Source organism: uncultured Aquimarina sp., assembly GCF_947496855.1.
Classification (GTDB): domain Bacteria; phylum Bacteroidota; class Bacteroidia; order Flavobacteriales; family Flavobacteriaceae; genus Aquimarina.
In genome coordinates this window covers 250,377-267,068 of record NZ_CANMED010000005.1, presented here as the reverse complement: position 1 = coordinate 267,068, position 16,692 = coordinate 250,377, and the positions used below count along the sequence as shown (strand labels likewise).

Annotated in this window: 15 protein-coding genes; 3 read left to right on the top strand and 12 right to left on the bottom strand. The window is 31.1% G+C overall.

The window, feature by feature from the left end:
• Positions 1-59: 59 nt before the first annotated feature.
• Positions 60-2,276: a response regulator gene (locus Q0921_RS16090; RefSeq protein WP_299258642.1), complete on the bottom strand. Its 2,217-nt coding sequence runs from the start codon at positions 2,274-2,276 to the stop codon at positions 60-62.
• 260 nt (positions 2,277-2,536) lie between these two features.
• Here Q0921_RS16090 and pbpC point away from each other — a divergent pair, with 260 nt between their 5' ends.
• Positions 2,537-4,888, top strand: a complete 2,352-nt coding sequence (gene pbpC, locus Q0921_RS16085; RefSeq protein WP_299259131.1) for a penicillin-binding protein 1C — start codon at positions 2,537-2,539, stop codon at positions 4,886-4,888.
• Positions 4,889-4,949: 61 nt separating this feature from the next.
• Here pbpC and Q0921_RS16080 read toward each other — a convergent pair whose 3' ends face one another.
• From Q0921_RS16080 to Q0921_RS16050, 7 genes are all read right to left on the bottom strand, one after another.
• On the bottom strand, positions 4,950-5,855 hold the full coding sequence (locus tag Q0921_RS16080; protein WP_299258640.1) for a hypothetical protein: 906 nt from the start codon (positions 5,853-5,855) through the stop codon (positions 4,950-4,952).
• A gap of 287 nt (positions 5,856-6,142) precedes the next feature.
• Positions 6,143-6,613, bottom strand: a complete 471-nt coding sequence (locus Q0921_RS16075; protein WP_299258638.1) for a CYTH domain-containing protein — start codon at positions 6,611-6,613, stop codon at positions 6,143-6,145.
• Between the two features lie 81 nt (positions 6,614-6,694).
• The gene (locus Q0921_RS16070; RefSeq protein WP_299258636.1) at positions 6,695-7,528 is read right to left on the bottom strand and encodes a DUF2911 domain-containing protein; all 834 of its coding nucleotides are present in this window, start codon (positions 7,526-7,528) and stop codon (positions 6,695-6,697) included.
• A 23-nt stretch (positions 7,529-7,551) separates the two neighbouring features.
• A complete protein-coding gene (locus Q0921_RS16065; protein ID WP_299258634.1) occupies positions 7,552-8,655 on the bottom strand; it encodes a helix-turn-helix domain-containing protein in 1,104 nt (367 codons plus the stop codon).
• 71 nt (positions 8,656-8,726) lie between these two features.
• Entirely contained in the window at positions 8,727-9,425 is a 699-nt protein-coding gene (locus tag Q0921_RS16060) for a hypothetical protein (RefSeq protein ID WP_299258632.1), read from the bottom strand.
• Positions 9,426-9,531: 106 nt separating this feature from the next.
• Positions 9,532-10,200: an NAD(P)H-binding protein gene (locus tag Q0921_RS16055; protein ID WP_299258630.1), complete on the bottom strand. Its 669-nt coding sequence runs from the start codon at positions 10,198-10,200 to the stop codon at positions 9,532-9,534.
• 140 nt (positions 10,201-10,340) lie between these two features.
• On the bottom strand, positions 10,341-10,853 hold the full coding sequence (locus Q0921_RS16050) for a hypothetical protein (RefSeq protein ID WP_299258628.1): 513 nt from the start codon (positions 10,851-10,853) through the stop codon (positions 10,341-10,343).
• Between the two features lie 215 nt (positions 10,854-11,068).
• Between Q0921_RS16050 and dinB the strand changes: the two genes are divergently transcribed.
• Together dinB and Q0921_RS16040 are read left to right on the top strand one after the other, a co-directional pair.
• Positions 11,069-12,166, top strand: a complete 1,098-nt coding sequence (gene dinB / locus Q0921_RS16045; RefSeq protein WP_299258626.1) for a DNA polymerase IV — start codon at positions 11,069-11,071, stop codon at positions 12,164-12,166.
• Positions 12,167-12,193: 27 nt separating this feature from the next.
• The gene (locus tag Q0921_RS16040; protein WP_299258624.1) at positions 12,194-12,937 is read left to right on the top strand and encodes a hypothetical protein; all 744 of its coding nucleotides are present in this window, start codon (positions 12,194-12,196) and stop codon (positions 12,935-12,937) included.
• A 4-nt stretch (positions 12,938-12,941) separates the two neighbouring features.
• On the opposite strand, the gene Q0921_RS16035 is transcribed toward Q0921_RS16040, so the two are convergent.
• The 4 genes from Q0921_RS16035 to Q0921_RS16020 all read right to left on the bottom strand — a co-directional run bounded on the left by Q0921_RS16035 (position 12,942) and on the right by Q0921_RS16020 (position 16,601).
• On the bottom strand, positions 12,942-14,087 hold the full coding sequence (locus Q0921_RS16035; protein ID WP_299258622.1) for a methionine aminotransferase: 1,146 nt from the start codon (positions 14,085-14,087) through the stop codon (positions 12,942-12,944).
• A 73-nt stretch (positions 14,088-14,160) separates the two neighbouring features.
• Positions 14,161-14,358, bottom strand: coding sequence for a hypothetical protein (locus Q0921_RS16030; RefSeq protein ID WP_299258620.1), 198 nt, complete (start codon positions 14,356-14,358; stop codon positions 14,161-14,163).
• A 211-nt stretch (positions 14,359-14,569) separates the two neighbouring features.
• The gene (locus Q0921_RS16025; RefSeq protein WP_299258618.1) at positions 14,570-14,728 is read right to left on the bottom strand and encodes a hypothetical protein; all 159 of its coding nucleotides are present in this window, start codon (positions 14,726-14,728) and stop codon (positions 14,570-14,572) included.
• Positions 14,729-14,909: 181 nt separating this feature from the next.
• Positions 14,910-16,601, bottom strand: coding sequence for a helix-turn-helix domain-containing protein (locus Q0921_RS16020; RefSeq protein WP_299258616.1), 1,692 nt, complete (start codon positions 16,599-16,601; stop codon positions 14,910-14,912).
• Between the last annotated feature and the right edge of the window lie 91 nt (positions 16,602-16,692).

The following is a 16,692-nucleotide window of genomic DNA, read 5'->3' as shown; positions in this document are numbered from 1 at the left end:
AAGAAGGGGGAGAAACTTTTACATCAATTTGTTATTGTTACAGATTATAAATCTATAGTTTATATTTCGCTTTTAGAACCATGAACGATTAAATTTTTGTGGATTGCATCTTTAAGATCGTTTTTATTTAATGGTTTATTAATTAGGTCATCCATGCCTGCTTTTTTACATTCATCTCCTACTTCACTTAATTCCGAAGCAGTCAATGCAATAATAGGAGTGATTTTATCAAACTCCCGAATTTGTAACGTTGCCTGCATACCATCTAGGACAGGCATATTAATATCCATTAGAACTAAATCGAAAGTTTGTTTCTTCAAAATTTGAACGGCTTCGTATCCGTTTTCTACCATCGTACAATCACAACCAATATTTTTTAATAGGTTTTTAGTCACTAATTGATTTACCTTATTGTCTTCTGCAACAAGAATTTTTGCAGATATACTGTCTGTCTTTTCTGAGAATGATGAGTCATCTTCTGTATTCTTCAGACTATCCAAAATTTCTAAGTCCAAATCAAAATAAAAGGTAGAACCTACACCTTTTTTACTTTTGAAATGAATCTGGCTATCCATTACCTGAACCAGATTTTTAACAATAGATAACCCTAAACCAGTTCCTTGCTTATTGTCATATACACTACCTATTTGAGAAAACTCTTCAAATATATATTCTTTTTGGTCGTCTGGTACTCCTACACCGGTATCTTCTACCTCATAACGAATCCTTACAATTTCGGTATCTATAGATAACTGTTTTATTCTGAGCCATATTTTTCCTTTATCCGTAAATTTAATAGCATTACCTATTAAGTTAATTAGAACTTCTGATATTCGTAATGCATCAATATTAACTAGTTTAGGGATATTATGATTATGTTCTAGAATTAATTCATTATCCTTTTTATGAGCTTGGTATTCAAAGGATTGTATAATGTTTTGAGATAAAGAAAATAGATCAGTAGGCGTTTTAATAAGTTCTTTTTCTTCCGAGTCTATTTTGCTTATTTTTAATACTTTATTAACTAAATCGAGCAAATAATCCGCAGAAAACTTTAATGAGTCTATTAATTTTTTATCTTTTTCTGATTTAGTGCTATTTTCTAATAAAATTGACGAAATACCAACAACGCCGTACAATGGGGTTCTTAGTTCGTGACTAATTGTAGAGATAAATTGTGATTTAATCTTACTTAGTTGTTCGGCTTGAGCTTTAGCTTCATAAAGTTCTGTATTCTTTACTTCAAGAATTTCACTAATTTTTTTCTTAGATCGGTAGGCTCTAAAATAGAAAAATAATACTCCAATCAATAGTAATAAAGCTGCGGAGGAGATGAAAATAATGATTTTATTGTTTTTATCAATATCTAGTAACAAGGCCTTTTCCCTTTTGGCTGCCTCAAGCTCTCTTTCATATTCATCTACCTTAAATCTGAACTTTGCAATTTCCTCATTTTTGGTTTTGGCGTTTTCAAAAACTTTACGTTCATTTTTTAATAATTTTTTAAGATCCTGTGCAGCTTTGAAATAGTCTCCTATATCCTCATACATTTGTGATCTGTAGTCATAAAAATAACTTTTACCTTTAACCCAGTAGCTTTCTTTTTCTAATTGCTTAAAAGACTCATTAAAAGCGTCTTCAGCTTTATTGATTTCTTTATTATTAGCATAATCTCTTGCTTTAAGAAGAAACAAGGAACTCCTATCCACTTGTAAGCTATCCGGAATTGTTTTTTCAATACTATCTGCTTTTTTAAGATAAGGTTTTGCTTCGTTAAATCTATTCAGATCCATATAGGTCCATATCAAATTATGTAAAGTAATCTGATAGTTATCTGGATAGCGTTTTTTATTAGTTAGTTCTAGTGCTCTTTTGTAATAAATCAAAGCATTTTTGTAATCCTGATTGTCGTCATAATATATATTAGCGAGACTATGTAGTATGCCAGGTAGGAGTATTTTATCTTTTGTTTTTTCTGTGTATTCTAAAGATTTCAATAGGTTTTTTTTAGCGCTTTTGTAATCTATAATTTCATATTGAATTGTGCCCATCATCATATAAGAGCTCGATATGTAATAATTATCTTGTACTTCGTGTGCATAACTAACAGCTTTAAATGCATATTCTAAAGCCTTATACATATCATTTTTGTAGCTTAACTCTTCTGCAGTTTTTAATAAATAATTGATGCTGTCATTTTTTTCAAAAGAAACATTTTCCTGTGATAAAGAAGAATAGGAAATAAAAACTATAAATAGAAAATAATATTTTTTCAACACAAAACGATTTTATCAAATGGATAACAGACCTTAAATTTACAGATGCTTACTTGCAGTAATTGTTATTATCAAAAGGATTCGTGTGAAGAATAATACCTGATAAATGCAAAAAAGTGATAAGTTAGGGAATTTATATCTTTTTTTGTTAAAATTAAGAAAGAAAAATGTATCAAAGGAATTTTTTCAAAGATTATAAAGAATCTTTTAATTACATAAATTTTAGTACCATTGTCTAAATATATTAATTGTTAACGATAGTGTTGAATACTATTAAAAATTATTTAAAAAAACGCCCTAAGAGGTTTGTCATTATTTCGGTATTGATGGTTTTGTATTATTTCTCATTACCCAAGCCATTGTTTGATGATCCCACAGCAACAGTAATCGAAACTAGAAACGGTGAGTTACTAGGCGCTAAAATTGCTTTGGATGGACAGTGGAGGTTTCCAGAAACGGATAGTGTCCCAGATAAATTTAAACACTGTATTCTAGCATTTGAGGATCAACAATTTTATAGACATGTTGGATTCAATCCGGTTTCTATGATAGAGGCTGTTAGTGAAAATATAAAAGCAGGAAAAGTTGTTCGAGGAGGTAGTACCATTACACAGCAGGTAATACGATTAGCTAGAAAAGGACAAAAACGAACCTATTTTGAAAAATTAATTGAACTAATTCTCTCTATAAGACTGGAATTAGGAACTTCTAAAGAAGAAATTTTAAAACTTTATGCTTCTCATGCGCCTTTCGGTGGAAATGTAGTAGGTATTGATATGGCTTCGTGGAGATATTTTGGCCTTCCTGCCTACCAATTATCTTGGTCAGAAAGTGCTACGCTTGCCGTTTTACCAAATGCTCCTTCACTAATTTATCCAGGAAAAAACCAACTAAAACTATTAGAAAAAAGAAACCGATTACTTAAAACATTATTAGAACAGAAAACAATTGATTCTATAACCTACGATGTATCTATAAGTGAATCATTACCTCAAAAACCATATAGTCTTCCGCAAACCACCCCTCACTTATTAGATCGATTGGCTAGAAAGAATAATGGACAACGATTACAAACTACGATTGATGCATCATTACAACAGCAGGTAAATCAACAAGTAAAAAGGCACTATAATATTTTACGTCAAAATGAAGTATATAACATGGCGGTTCTAGTGTTAGACATAAAAACCAGAGAGGTTTTAAGTTATGTTGGTAATACACCAACAGACAAGACACATCAAAAAGATGTGGATATCATTCAAGCGGGTAGAAGTACAGGAAGCACGCTAAAGCCATTATTGTATGCTGCTATGATGGATAAAGGCGAATTATTACCAGAACAATTGGTTTCTGATGTGCCTACAGTTATAGCAGGATATGCTCCTATGAATTATGATGAAACCTTTAGCGGGGCCGTTCCTGCGAATAGAGCTTTGGCAAGGTCATTAAATATACCTGCAGTTAGATTACTGCAAAAATATGGATTACAGCGATTTAGAGATGAGTTACATGCTTTTAGAATTAGCGATCTTTCATATAGCGCAGATCATTATGGATTATCACTAATTGTTGGTGGTGCCGAAGGAAATCTTTGGGATTTATGTAAAACGTATGCTGGATTTGCTGGAACATTAAATCATTACGAAAATACCTCAAGTGAATATTTTACAAATGAATTTACAGAACCTGTAATTCTTGCTGACAAAAAGGTTGATTTTGGTAAAAAAGTAAAACAAAAACCAATATTTGGAGCAGGAAGTATTTGGTTAACTTTTGAGGCTATGAAAAAAGTGAATCGTCCGCAAGGAGATGAATCTTGGGAGTTTTACGATTCATCAAGAGAAATTGCTTGGAAAACAGGAACTAGTTTCGGTAATCGAGATGCCTGGGCAGTCGGTGCGAGTAAAGATTATGTGATAGGTGTTTGGGTTGGTAATGCAGATGGGGAAGGAAGACCGGAACTCACAGGATTAAACTCGGCGGCACCTGTTTTGTTTGATGTAATTAATTTATTACCTAATTCTAAATGGTTTCCTGTTCCATATGATGATTTGGTACAAGTAGATGTTTGTACCAAAAGTGGGTTTTTAGCTGGAAAAGAATGTCCGAGTAAGGAAATGTATATTCCTACCGCTGGAACTAAGGGAAAACCTTGTCCATATCATCAACTAGTGCATTTAGACCCCACAAAACAATATAGGGTGAATTCTTCTTGTGAATCGGTAGATACGATGATTCATGAACCTTGGTTTGTATTGCCTCCTTTACAGGAATATTACTTTAAAACTAAAAATGCCGATTATAGATCCTTGCCTTCATATCGATCTGATTGTATAAAGGAATCTGTAGGTAGTATGGATTTTATTTTTCCCAAAGGTAATAGTAGTGTCTATTTACCAAAAGGCTTTGATGGAAAAACAAATGAAGTAATTCTGAAAATAGCACATACTCAGGCAGAAACAAGGGTGTTCTGGTATATAGATAATCAATTTGTAGGTGTGACCAAACAGTTTCACGAAATGGCTGTAAAACCAGCGCCCGGAGAACACCTTATTACTGTTTTGGATGAAAAGGGTAATGAATTGCAAAGGATGATAGAAATCAAAGAATAATATCATAAAAGCAGCCATAGAATAATTACAATTCTATGGCTGCTTTTTAATTTAGAAATAGTTATAATGAAGAATATACCAAGCCGAAACTTAATGCAGATTCTTTACTAAAATTACGTCCATCTAAAGTGTTTGTATATCCTGTAGAAACACCTAGCTTGTTTTTATATATGGGAATATATAAATTAAAAGAAAGATTTGTGAAATCTACTTCGGTTTCTGGAAGTATGTTAGGACCTCCTGCTTCTGCAAATTCGGGTGTTCCAATATCTAATCCAGACATGGAGTCCTGTATCTCTAAATTAGCGTGGATGTAAAAGAATGGATTATAGTATCCTAATTTGAATCCATATAATATAGCATTGGGAATGTCAAAATCCTTACTATCTCGATTACTATATCCTACTTGAACTTCTGTAAAAATGTTAAGCGAACTGATGTAATGTAAGATTACTGCACCATTGATAGTGGTTGCTTGATTTCCTAAAGAGAGCACACCGGCTCCTTCATAATTACTTACTGGAAATGTGATTCCTGCCGCACCTCCCAACGTTACTTTAGAACTAGAGTTTAATGATTTCTCTAAAATCTTTGCTTTAGCAAAAACTCCTAAGTCCTGAAGACCATCTACGCCATCTGTTTCCAGTACCGGATCAAGAACGCCATCCTGACTTTTGGTAGTGATATATGGCAATGTTACAACAGTAGATAACCAATCATTTACCGTATAAGAAGCATACAAAGAAAAAATATAGGAGGAAATATCTCCTAATCCAGCAGGATTTCCTTCTGATAATTCAGAACCTCGATAGAATTGATCATAACTTTTGTAAGAATAACTTGGAGCAACAGTCAATGTCTTTTTTTCAGAGTAAAATCCATTGATCGGAAATTGAGCAATTGCAGTAAAAAGTGGGCAAAATAGCATAAGCCCTAAAATGTAGCGCATTATTGATTTGTGTAACATGAAATATGTTTTTAGGTTAATAAGAAGTGTTAGACGGGAAATATCACTTAGGTTAACATAGGAAAAATGCAAAGAATATGTTAATTCAAGTACTGCTATTTTCTAAGACTCTTTTTTAAATATTTCTTATTTTGGAAGAGATTTTTATGGGGAATTTTTGCTTTTTTAAAAAAAAAGTAAACAATTTATGAAGAATTGATTTTTTATTAAGATTTATGACCCAACAAAAAATAACATTTAATTGTGAGTTTTACTATATTACTTTCTGAAAGTATTTTTTAAAGATTTTAATTCCAGTTTCTAAAAGGGTATTTACTTAATTGAGAATTATAATACCTCGCATCTCCCGTAACTTCTTTTCCTAACCAATTAGGTTTTATGAAAGTTTCATTCTCATCGCTCAATTCAATTTCTGCAATAGTTAATCCTTTGTTTTCTTCAAAAAACTCATCTACTTCGATGATATGATTCCCGGATGAAATCTCATACCTTCTTTTTTCGATAACTCCTATTTCGCAAATTTTTATAAGTGCTTCTGCTTCATTAATAGGGATTTCCTTTTCCCATTCAAAGCGTGTAGTACCTGACGTATTGCCAATACCTTTTACAGTTATAAAAGCCTGCTTTCCTTTAATTCGAATTCTAACCGTTCTTTCAGGATCAGTATTTAGAAATCCTTGCACGATACTAGTACTTTTTTTAGCTTCTTGCTTATAGATCTCAGATGTAACTAAAAATTTGCGTTCTATTTCAATCATTTATAATACTTGATTTTTTTTAAATGTAGATTCAAAATATTGTATTTTTCAAATCTAATATCTTGAATCTACAAAATGATTTTATCGAGACCATTTTTTGATGTTTTTCTCATTTAATCTGATAAAATCTTTATTTTTTTCTTTTTTGGATAATTCCAAAGACCTTTTAGCAGCTACTATAGCTTCTGGTTTTTTATCAAGATCGGCTAGGATTAATGATTCTCTATACACCTGAAAAAACAATGGGTTTTCAGCTTTTGTAACTTTTTGAATATAAGCCAAAGCTTTATCTAAATCTGTTTGCGCTTCATGCAGGTATAGCGCAGCCTGAAAATAATCAAAATTAGAAGGTCCAGAAATGGTTTTTTCGATACTTACCATTGTCTTTTTATGTGTATCAAATTTTAGTGGTAATGTAATTTTAAACTGATCCCAAGCGAAAATCAATTGAGAGCTATCCAAAGTAATTTGATCAATATAGATTAAAAATGTTTCTAAAATTTCATTTAATTTGATATGCTTAGCGTTAAAAGTGGCAATAGGTACTTGATCTACATAGGTATTCCAATTGCCAGATTTATAGGTGTAAAAATATATTTCCCAAGTGTTTTTTCCTGGTTTTGTAAGAATAGCATAGGACCCTTTTTTTATAATTGTTTCAAAAATGGTAACATCATCGGTAAAAGATATCTTAGTTGCGGCATTAGCACCGGTTCTCCATAGATCATTATAAGGGACGATACCATTTTCCCCAAAAATAATTCTATCTCTTTTACTTGGTCTGGAGTATTCGATTTTGATTTCTGTCAATCCAACGGTTTGTGTAGTTTTTGAAGTTGGACTAAGTGCAGGAATGGTAAGTTGTGCATTAACTGTTACTACAGTAATAATACTGATAAAAAATATTTTGAACATAATTTATTGAAATTTTGATAAGATTAAAGATTAGAAAAATATTCTTTTGGTGTAGTTCGCATTAAATCTTTAAACGATTTGTTAAATGTCGTTTTAGAATTAAAACCTGCTTCTTGGGCAAGCCCAAAGAAAGTCATGTTTTTAGCTTGATCTTCTTTTGCTAAGACTATAAATTCTTTGATTCTATAATAATTCACATATTCAAAGAAATTCATTCCTATACGCTCATTGAGTAAACGTGCTATTTCTGGGTTACTTACGCCTAACATTTCGGCTAGTTCTGATTTAAGAAGCTTTCTGTTTAAATACGGTTTTCTTTCCTTCATTAAACCTTCTAGTTGAGATTTTAAATTGTCTAACTCATGGTTTGATAATTTGGATTGCGCATATTTTTTAGGAGTTACTAGCTCGGTAACTCTGAATAATTGAGGTTCTTTTATACTATAAAATGTAATAAATAGAATAATAAGAGCGATGCTTATCCATATTATCTGCCATGCGGATTTATCTAATAATGGAAATCCCAACACCCAGTAGATAAACATACTAAACCAACAGAATAGACAGACTCCTATTGCTATCAGGAAATTCAGAAAAAATCGAGATTTTACTGTATAACTTAATTCGTTCTGGATGTCTTTTCTGAATTTTAGAAAGATCTTAAAACTTAAAATCCAATAGGTGATGTTAAATAGTAACCCAATAGCAATAAAAAATAGTGTAAATCTAAATTTTTCCCCACTTTCTAATCTTTCCTGTAATACTATGTCAGATGGCAGGATAAAAGCAATAGTTACAAATATGTTGTATACCAAAGCGGGTATGTAATGAAGTAATTCTTTATACGAAAACTTCTTGTTTAATAAGCTAGATCGTGTAAATAGGTAGATCGTAGCACCAAACAGTAGTGTTGCGAATTCAGAAAAAATAACCCATCTATAATTGTCTCCAAAGTATCCAGAGATATATAATATACGACCGCTTAATCCTATGGCTAAAACCAATACTAAAAAAGCAATATATTTATTGATACTTTTTCTTTTTTTAGGAGAAAAAATATAAATAAACAGTAAAAACAAGCTTTGGAAATATCCGAAATAAACTAATTGATTTAGGAATGATTGCATATTCGTAATGATCTGGTTTTTTACCCGATGGATGCTTAATATATTCTAAAGCATACATCGGGTTTAATATACTAGTTTAATACAAACTGATTTACATGTAACACACCTTTGTGATTCATTTTAAGGTTTTCTTTGTAAAAAGCATCAAATGCTGACTTGCTTTCCCATTGAGTGATTACTAGTAAGTCGGGGTTATGATAATATCCGACCGGTGATTTTCCGTCGGTAAGCTGAAGAATTTTTTTTCCTCCTTTTACTGTTGATTTTTTTAACCAAAGCTCAGTGAATTTTTTAAAAGAGGCAGCATCTTTTTTCCAGTAAGAAGTAGCAACATTGTATTTGCTTCTATCTATTTTGAAAGAAATATCTTTTGGCATTTCGTAATAGGTTAGGTTAAACAAAGACCAGATGTTTCTACGTTGAATATGAAAATCAGGGACTTTCTCTTCGATTTCTGCAATAAATTGTTCACGATTTTTTAGGTCATTCCATTTCCCGAGTATAAAACTTGTAGGTTGAATATTTCCTTGAGTAGTTTCTTTAATACCGAATCCAGGTAATGGTTTATATGTTTTTTCTAATCCAACCGGAAAGACAGTTTTTTTGTATTTGTCAAAATCTTTATTAGTGTCTGATTTGGTAGTTAATAGAAGAATATCTAAAATTTCTCCTTTTTTGAAACTAAAGGATTTTACATTAGATTGAGCAACAAGACTTGTTGTTAATATACAAGTTAATAAGAATAGGGTGAGGTTTTTTAATAACTTCATTGTTTGTTTTTTAATGATTTATAATTTTAAAACAAATGTAGAAGCTGTTATGGATATTTAGCAATTATAGAAGTTCAGAAAGATACGGATACGGTATATGAACCAATTAGAAACCTTTTTTCGTATGAATTTCTTTAATTTCATCAGAAACTATTCTTTTTCTATTGAATTCATTATTTGCTAACCATACCATGGCGGAAACGATTGTTTCAGGGTTAATGGATCTGTATTTTTTTAAAGGACTAATCAATAAGGGGTTAATGATCCTCATCAATTGTTTAAAGAAATATTCTCCAACTCTTTTTTCATCTCTTTTACCACCGATTAATGATGGTTGTAAGATATGTGTTTTAGGAATTTCCAGTGTTAAAACTGTTTCTTCCATTTCGCCTTTGGTGCGATTATAAAATACGTTACTTTTTGAATCTGCACCTAGAGCAGAGATCACTATAAAAGTTTTAATGTTATTTTGCTTACAAAGTTCAGCTGCTGTTACCGGAATACCATAATCGATGCTACGATATAATCCTTTGTCTGGAGTTTTAGCGTTGGTGGTTCCAATGCAGCAGAACACTTCATTGCCGATAAAATTTGAAGCAATAGTATTTAATTGAAGTACATTAATTAAATGTTCTTCTATTTTAGGATGCGAGATTCCCACAGTTTTTCTAGAAAATAACTTGATTTTGCTATACCGATTATCTTTAAGTAGAGATTTTAAAAGAATTCCTCCAGTTAATCCTGTTGCTCCTAATATGATTGCTGTTTTAGCCATCCTACAAATTTAACAAGAAGAATCATAGGTCTTACTAGATAAACAAAATCAATCTTGCATATCTTTTTTAGAATACGTTAAACATCCTCTAAGAAAATGAAATGAGAAAATCTTTTACAATAAAAAAAACGATGTTAGCGTTATTTTTGCTCTACCATTACGATACTACTTGCTTTGCAGTCTTCATCTTCATCATCCTCTCCAAGACGCAGGTCAACAACAGCTTTGTCTTTATTTGTAGAATCTATGTGCAATAGAATTTTATAACCTTGTTTTCTTTCTTGATACCTTTTAACTTCAAAAGCTTTTCCGTTATAACTATCCATAAAAGGTTCTTTCTTAGGTTTTAACGCTGTTGCTCTTCCTTTAATAGTTGTTTTTTTGCAGGACTGATTTTCAAATACAAATGTATACTGTATAGTTTCTTCTGATAACCAAGAAACTGATAACTTCTGGGTAATAGTACCATTAGCATCTTTTTGAGTGGCTGTGTATGTTTTCTGAGTAGCTACTACATCACTGTTTTTTTCATTTGTAGTTTCAGCTACTTGTGTCTGGTTGGTTTCACTTAATTTATTAAGGTCGTCAGAAGATTTGCTCTCTGATTTACAGCAAATAAAAGCAAAAAGTATAAGTAGGGTGTAATTTTTCATTTTTTAAATATAATTTAGTTCAAATTGATTGGGATCAATAAAGCAAGATATTATTTTTATCTGATAAAACCCTTACAAATATATGAATATCATTTTTTAGAAGTATTTAATGCTAAAATCTTTACTAAGATATTTTTGTAATGATAATTTAGAATCAATTGATTGTGAACTCTTTTTGAATAGTTTATATCCACTATTTTTGTGGGACACAAAGAATGAAAAGTCAGAGAAAAATCATACACGTAGATATGGATGCATTTTATGCATCTGTTGAGCAAATGGACAATCCAGAGCTTAAAGGAAAACCTCTGGCGGTAGGTGGTGGTGGAAAACGTGGTGTTGTTAGCGCTGCGAGTTATGAAGCACGTAAATACGGGGTTCGTTCGGCAATGCCTGGATTTACTGCTAGAAAGTTATGTCCTGATTTACTTTTCGTGAGGCCACGGTTTGATCGGTATCAGGAGATTTCGAAATTAATCCGTAAAATATTTTTTGAGTACACTGAGTTAGTGGAACCTTTATCACTTGATGAGGCGTATCTTGATGTAACCGAGAATAAAAAAGGAAATCCGAGTGCATCTTTGATGGCTCATGAGATTAGACAACGGATTTTTGATGAAGTAGGATTGACCGCTTCGGCAGGAATTTCTATTAATAAATTTATTGCCAAAGTTGCTAGTGATTATAATAAGCCTAATGGTCAGAAAACTGTAAACCCGGAAGAAGTCATAGAGTTTTTGGAAGATCTGGATGTTAAAAAATTCTATGGAGTAGGAAAAGTGACACGAGCTAAAATGTACCAATTAGGTATTTATACTGGAAAGGACTTAAAAACGAAATCAGAAGAGTTCCTGACTCAACATTTTGGAAAATCAGGAGGGCATTACTATAAAATTGTTAGAGGAATTCACTTGAGTGAAGTGAAACCAAATCGAGAACGAAAATCTCTTGCCGCAGAAAGGACTTTTAGTGAGAATATTTCTTCAGAAATATATATGCTGGAACGATTGGAAAATATTGCTGAGGAATTACAAAAGCGTTTAAAAAGAAGTGAAGTAGCAGGAAGAACGGTAACGCTAAAAATTAAATACAGCGATTTTACACTTCAGACTCGAAGTAAGACATTGCCTTACTTTGTAAGTGATGCAGATATACTTTTAGAGACTTCAAAGGAGCTATTGTATCAATCAGAAATGAAGAACTCAGTGCGCTTGTTAGGGATTTCGCTCTCTAATTTAAATACAGCTAAGAAAGACCAAAAGAAAATAGAGAAACAAGAAGTAGAGATTATTCAGTTAAGGTTTGATTTTTAGAAACTATAATTTGCACGTATCAAGATTATGATTAAAAAGACCAAGTTTAGAGTTGTTATTACAGTTGTATTATTGATACTATTATTATTGTATCATCTAAGTCCATATAAATTAGAATTTCTTGGCCACTATAATAAAATATGGGCGCATAGAGCTAATAGTACAGAAAAACTTCATTCGGCATTACGATATTTTAAAGGAATAGAATTAGACTTAATATATGATACAGAAGGAGATTTTTTCGATGTAAATCATTCAACTTCAGAATCGGTAGGTCTAAAGTTCGAAGATTATCTTAACACTTTGGATGAAAAACAATATCCATTGTTGTGGTTAGATATTAAAAACCTGAATAAGGTTGAAGCTAATGATATATTAGATAAGTTACTTCGGATTTTTAGAAAAAGAAATTATCCTTTGCAAAATATTTTAATCGAAACTCGCTATCCGGAAGCATTACCAATATTTACCAAAGAAGGGTTTAAAACTAGTTATTATTTGCCATATGATTTAAGGAAAAGAGATGGAGATAAACTGCTCACCACAATACTAGAGATTCAAAAAAACATCAGTGAACAACCAGCAATAGGCATTTCTACAAATCATCGTGATTATCATATAATAAAAGAACATTTCCCGAATCGCAGAAAATATATTTGGATACTGGTTCCTTTCATTAATATAGATTTTTTCACTACCAAAAAGATTCTGAATGATGAAAAAGTCGAAGTTGTTTTGATAAACTATAATGCGCTGAAAGGAAATCGATAAGATTTTATATGTTGCACAAAATTTCCGCGGCGCGTTTCAGAGTATCTTCTGTCTTTGCGAAGCAAAATCGCAAGACTTTATCATCTTGTTGATCTAGGTTAAATACAGAAACAGGGATAGAAGCAATTTTGTGTTCTTTTGTTAATCTTTTGGCGAAAACCACGTCGCCTTCGTCAGTAATAGCAGAATAATCCAATAATTGGAAATATGTTCCTGCCGCGGGTGTAAAAGAAAACCTGGAATCTTTGATTAGTGATAAGAATAGATCCCTTTTTTCCTGATAGAAACTAGGCAACGATAAATAGTGATTTGAAGTTTTTAAATATTCAGCTAATGCATATTGCATAGGGTGACTACTGCAGAATACATTGAATTGATGTACTTTTCTGAATTCTATCATCAGCTCTTTTGGAGCTATACAATATCCCATTTTCCAGCCAGTTGTATGAAACGTTTTACCAAAAGAAGCAGTGATAAAAGCTCTTTCTGCTAATCCAGGAAGCCTGGCGATGCTTTGATGTTCTTGACCATCAAAAATTATATGCTCATAGACTTCGTCGCTTAGTAAAATGATATCTGTGTTTTTTAATAAAGTATCCAGCTGAAACATATCGTTTTTTGATAAAACAGTTCCTGTTGGGTTGTGAGGGGTGTTAATGATGATCATTTTTGTTTTAGAAGTAATTTTATTGGCAACTTCCTTCCAGTCAATAGAGAAATTAGGTGCTGATAACTGAATTGGAATGATCGTTCCGCCAAATAATTCTATAGAAGGTTCATAAGAATCATAGGCTGGTTTAAAAATAATAACTTCATCTCCAGAACGAATAAATGCCGAAACAATCGTAAAAATAGCTTGTGTGGCACCAGAGGTAATAGTTATGTCTGTTTCAGGATGGTAATCACTACTGTAAAGTGAATTTGTTTTTTCTACAATTACTTCCTTTAAAGACGATAAACCTGACATTGGGGCATATTGATTATATCCTTGCTGCATTCCTACAGTAACTAAATCAATTAATTTTTTATCAGTTTCAAAATTTGGAAATCCTTGAGATAGATTAATCGCTTGGTGTTCTGCGGCCATTTTACTCATTATAGTAAAAATCGTAGTAGATACGTTTGGCAATTTTGTGTGGATATTCCTCATAAGTTTTAAATCAAAAAAAGAAGGTATAAAAAAACCCCGAAACTTTCAGGGTTTATAGATAAGAAATAAATGTTTATAAAGGTTTGCAGATTTTATGTAGTGCATATGGATATGCTATTTCGCAAGACCAATCAAACTCTCCAGTCACTATAAAACAATCTCTTCTTGTTTGACAACCAATAGGGTATTGTATAGTACCTCCCTTAATGCCTTTTTGCTGTTTTTTGTCTAACTGTTCAACATTTTTTAATTCTAGAATTTTAGATAACATAATTTTGAGTTTTTAAATTATTAAAATTATTTGCCTACTCTATTAAAAGGTTTTCGGTCTGCCCTTGTCAAAAATCAAGTACGCATCGTATGTTGATTTTCAACTCAAGTTATATCGAAATCAAGGTGTAAAAAAATGAAACATCCGTATTTTGTGTAAAATACGGATGTAAAAATAGTAGTAAACCAAGTAGGTTTATTTGTACTATGTTTTAGAACACATCAGGACAATTGCAGTGAGTCCAATGACTTCCTGTGTCAGGTTTTGTAGGATCACACTCTCCGCCTTTTATTTTTACCATTGTATCATGATTGATCTTAGCTATAGTAAGCTTTTTTAGGGTAATAGTGCTTTTTTGTTTTGTTTTCATAATCTTAATCTTTTTGAATGACTTTTTTTATATGTACTCCAATGAGTATATTTTCAAGGTACTTTTTATACACGGGAATTCATAAATAGATAACCGTATTTTAAAGAAATTAAGGTAAGAATTATGAGCTAATTAGTAATGTTTTTATCTTTTAGAAGAATTTGCTTAATGCTATGAAATTTTAACGGTTTTGATCCTGGTTATTTATTTTTTTGATATAATAGGAAGGGTTTAATCCTGTTTTAGATTTGAAATGTTTGGTAAAAGAATTATCAGTTTTATAACCAATATCTAAGGCAATTGATTTCACAGAAAAAGACCTGAATTTTTTATCGTTTTTTAATCTTTTAAGCGCATATTCGATTCTTAGATCGTTAATATAATCGTTAAAACTATCTGCCTTATGTGTTTTGATAATTTTTGATAAATAAGTAGTGTTTGTTTTTACTTTTTTTGACATAGATCTAAGATCACAATCCGTATTCAGGAAATATTCTTGATTTTCCAGTTTATGTAACCCTTCCAATACAGCATTTACTTTTTCATCATTAATTATAACGGTTTGCGGAATGTTTTTTTCTTTTGATTCTAACGAGTTTATTTTTTCTATCAATTGATTAAATTGTTGGGTATTACTTTTTTGTTTTTGGAAGTATTTAAAAACAAAAAATATCAAAATAAGAGAGACTACCAATAAAATATAGAATATCAATTCTTTGTAATATTCTTGTTTTATTCCTTTGCTTTTAAGCAACTTCATTTGATTTTCTAAATCACCGATATCTTGATTATGTAATTTTGTTATCGTTTGATTTTTTGCTTCTTGAAACTGATTTTGTAGCATAACAACTTTTTGAAACCAATGCATGGCTTCATTCTTTTTATCTATTTCAGAATAGCAGTTTGCTAATAATATATAGGTCTCAAGAACTCTTATGTTTCGAGCGTCTTTTTCTTCTAAAATCGATATAATATTATTTAAATAAGTAATTGCTTTTTTATATTTTTTTTCCTTATAAAAATAATTTGCGAGAAAATAATTAACATTTAAAATCGATTTTTTTTGAGTAATTTTCTTGTTAATGAGAATTTCTTCAGCTTTATGAAAGCACAATAATGCTTTAGAAGCTTCATTTTTGTGAGAATATACAACCCCTTTTTTTGTGTATAAATCAATCGATCCAATAGAGAAATCTAATGATTTCGACATTTCTAAACCAATGTCTGCATAATGATTAGCCGAATCGTATTTTTTTTGATCCAAATAAATTTCACTTATTATATTAAGAAGTCTAACATGATTTTCGGTATTTTTATCAATTGAGTTTTCCGTAAGTTTTAATGATTTTTTACAAACTTTTAAAGCTTTTTCAAGCTGCCCCATTCTTCTTAAAATAATGGATATGCTCGAATTTGTAATAAATTCATTTCTAATATACCCATTATTGTGAGCAATATTTAAGGCTTTGTTATAGTAATCAAGTGATTTTTGATTCTTCCAATCCTTTAAATATGAATTGCCGGATGCGATAAAATACTTGCATAGAAGTGAATCATTTTTAATGTCTCTTACAGATTTGATTGCTTTGTCTAAATAGTAAATACTACGATCGTATTGTCCTTTTTCATAAAAACTATCAGAAACACTATAAAAGTGTTCTGCTAAAATGGAGTTGTCAATAGAAAGATTGGAAAGAACAATTTCATATATTTTACTTTCTGTAGGATTTGAAAACTGTAGATACGCTATTAATTCTTCAGGCGATTTTGTTTTTAAACTATCGGGAATAATTGATTGAAGTGTGGTTGCTACTGTATTCTCCGAATTAAATAGAAGTACTAAAAGAATAAATGTTAGTTGAAATTGTTTCACCAAAAAAGTAATGTATTTAAAGGATGATCATTATTCAAAAGTAGTGTTTTTCGGCTTTTCCTAATTTATAGAATAGATAACCAACTGTTTT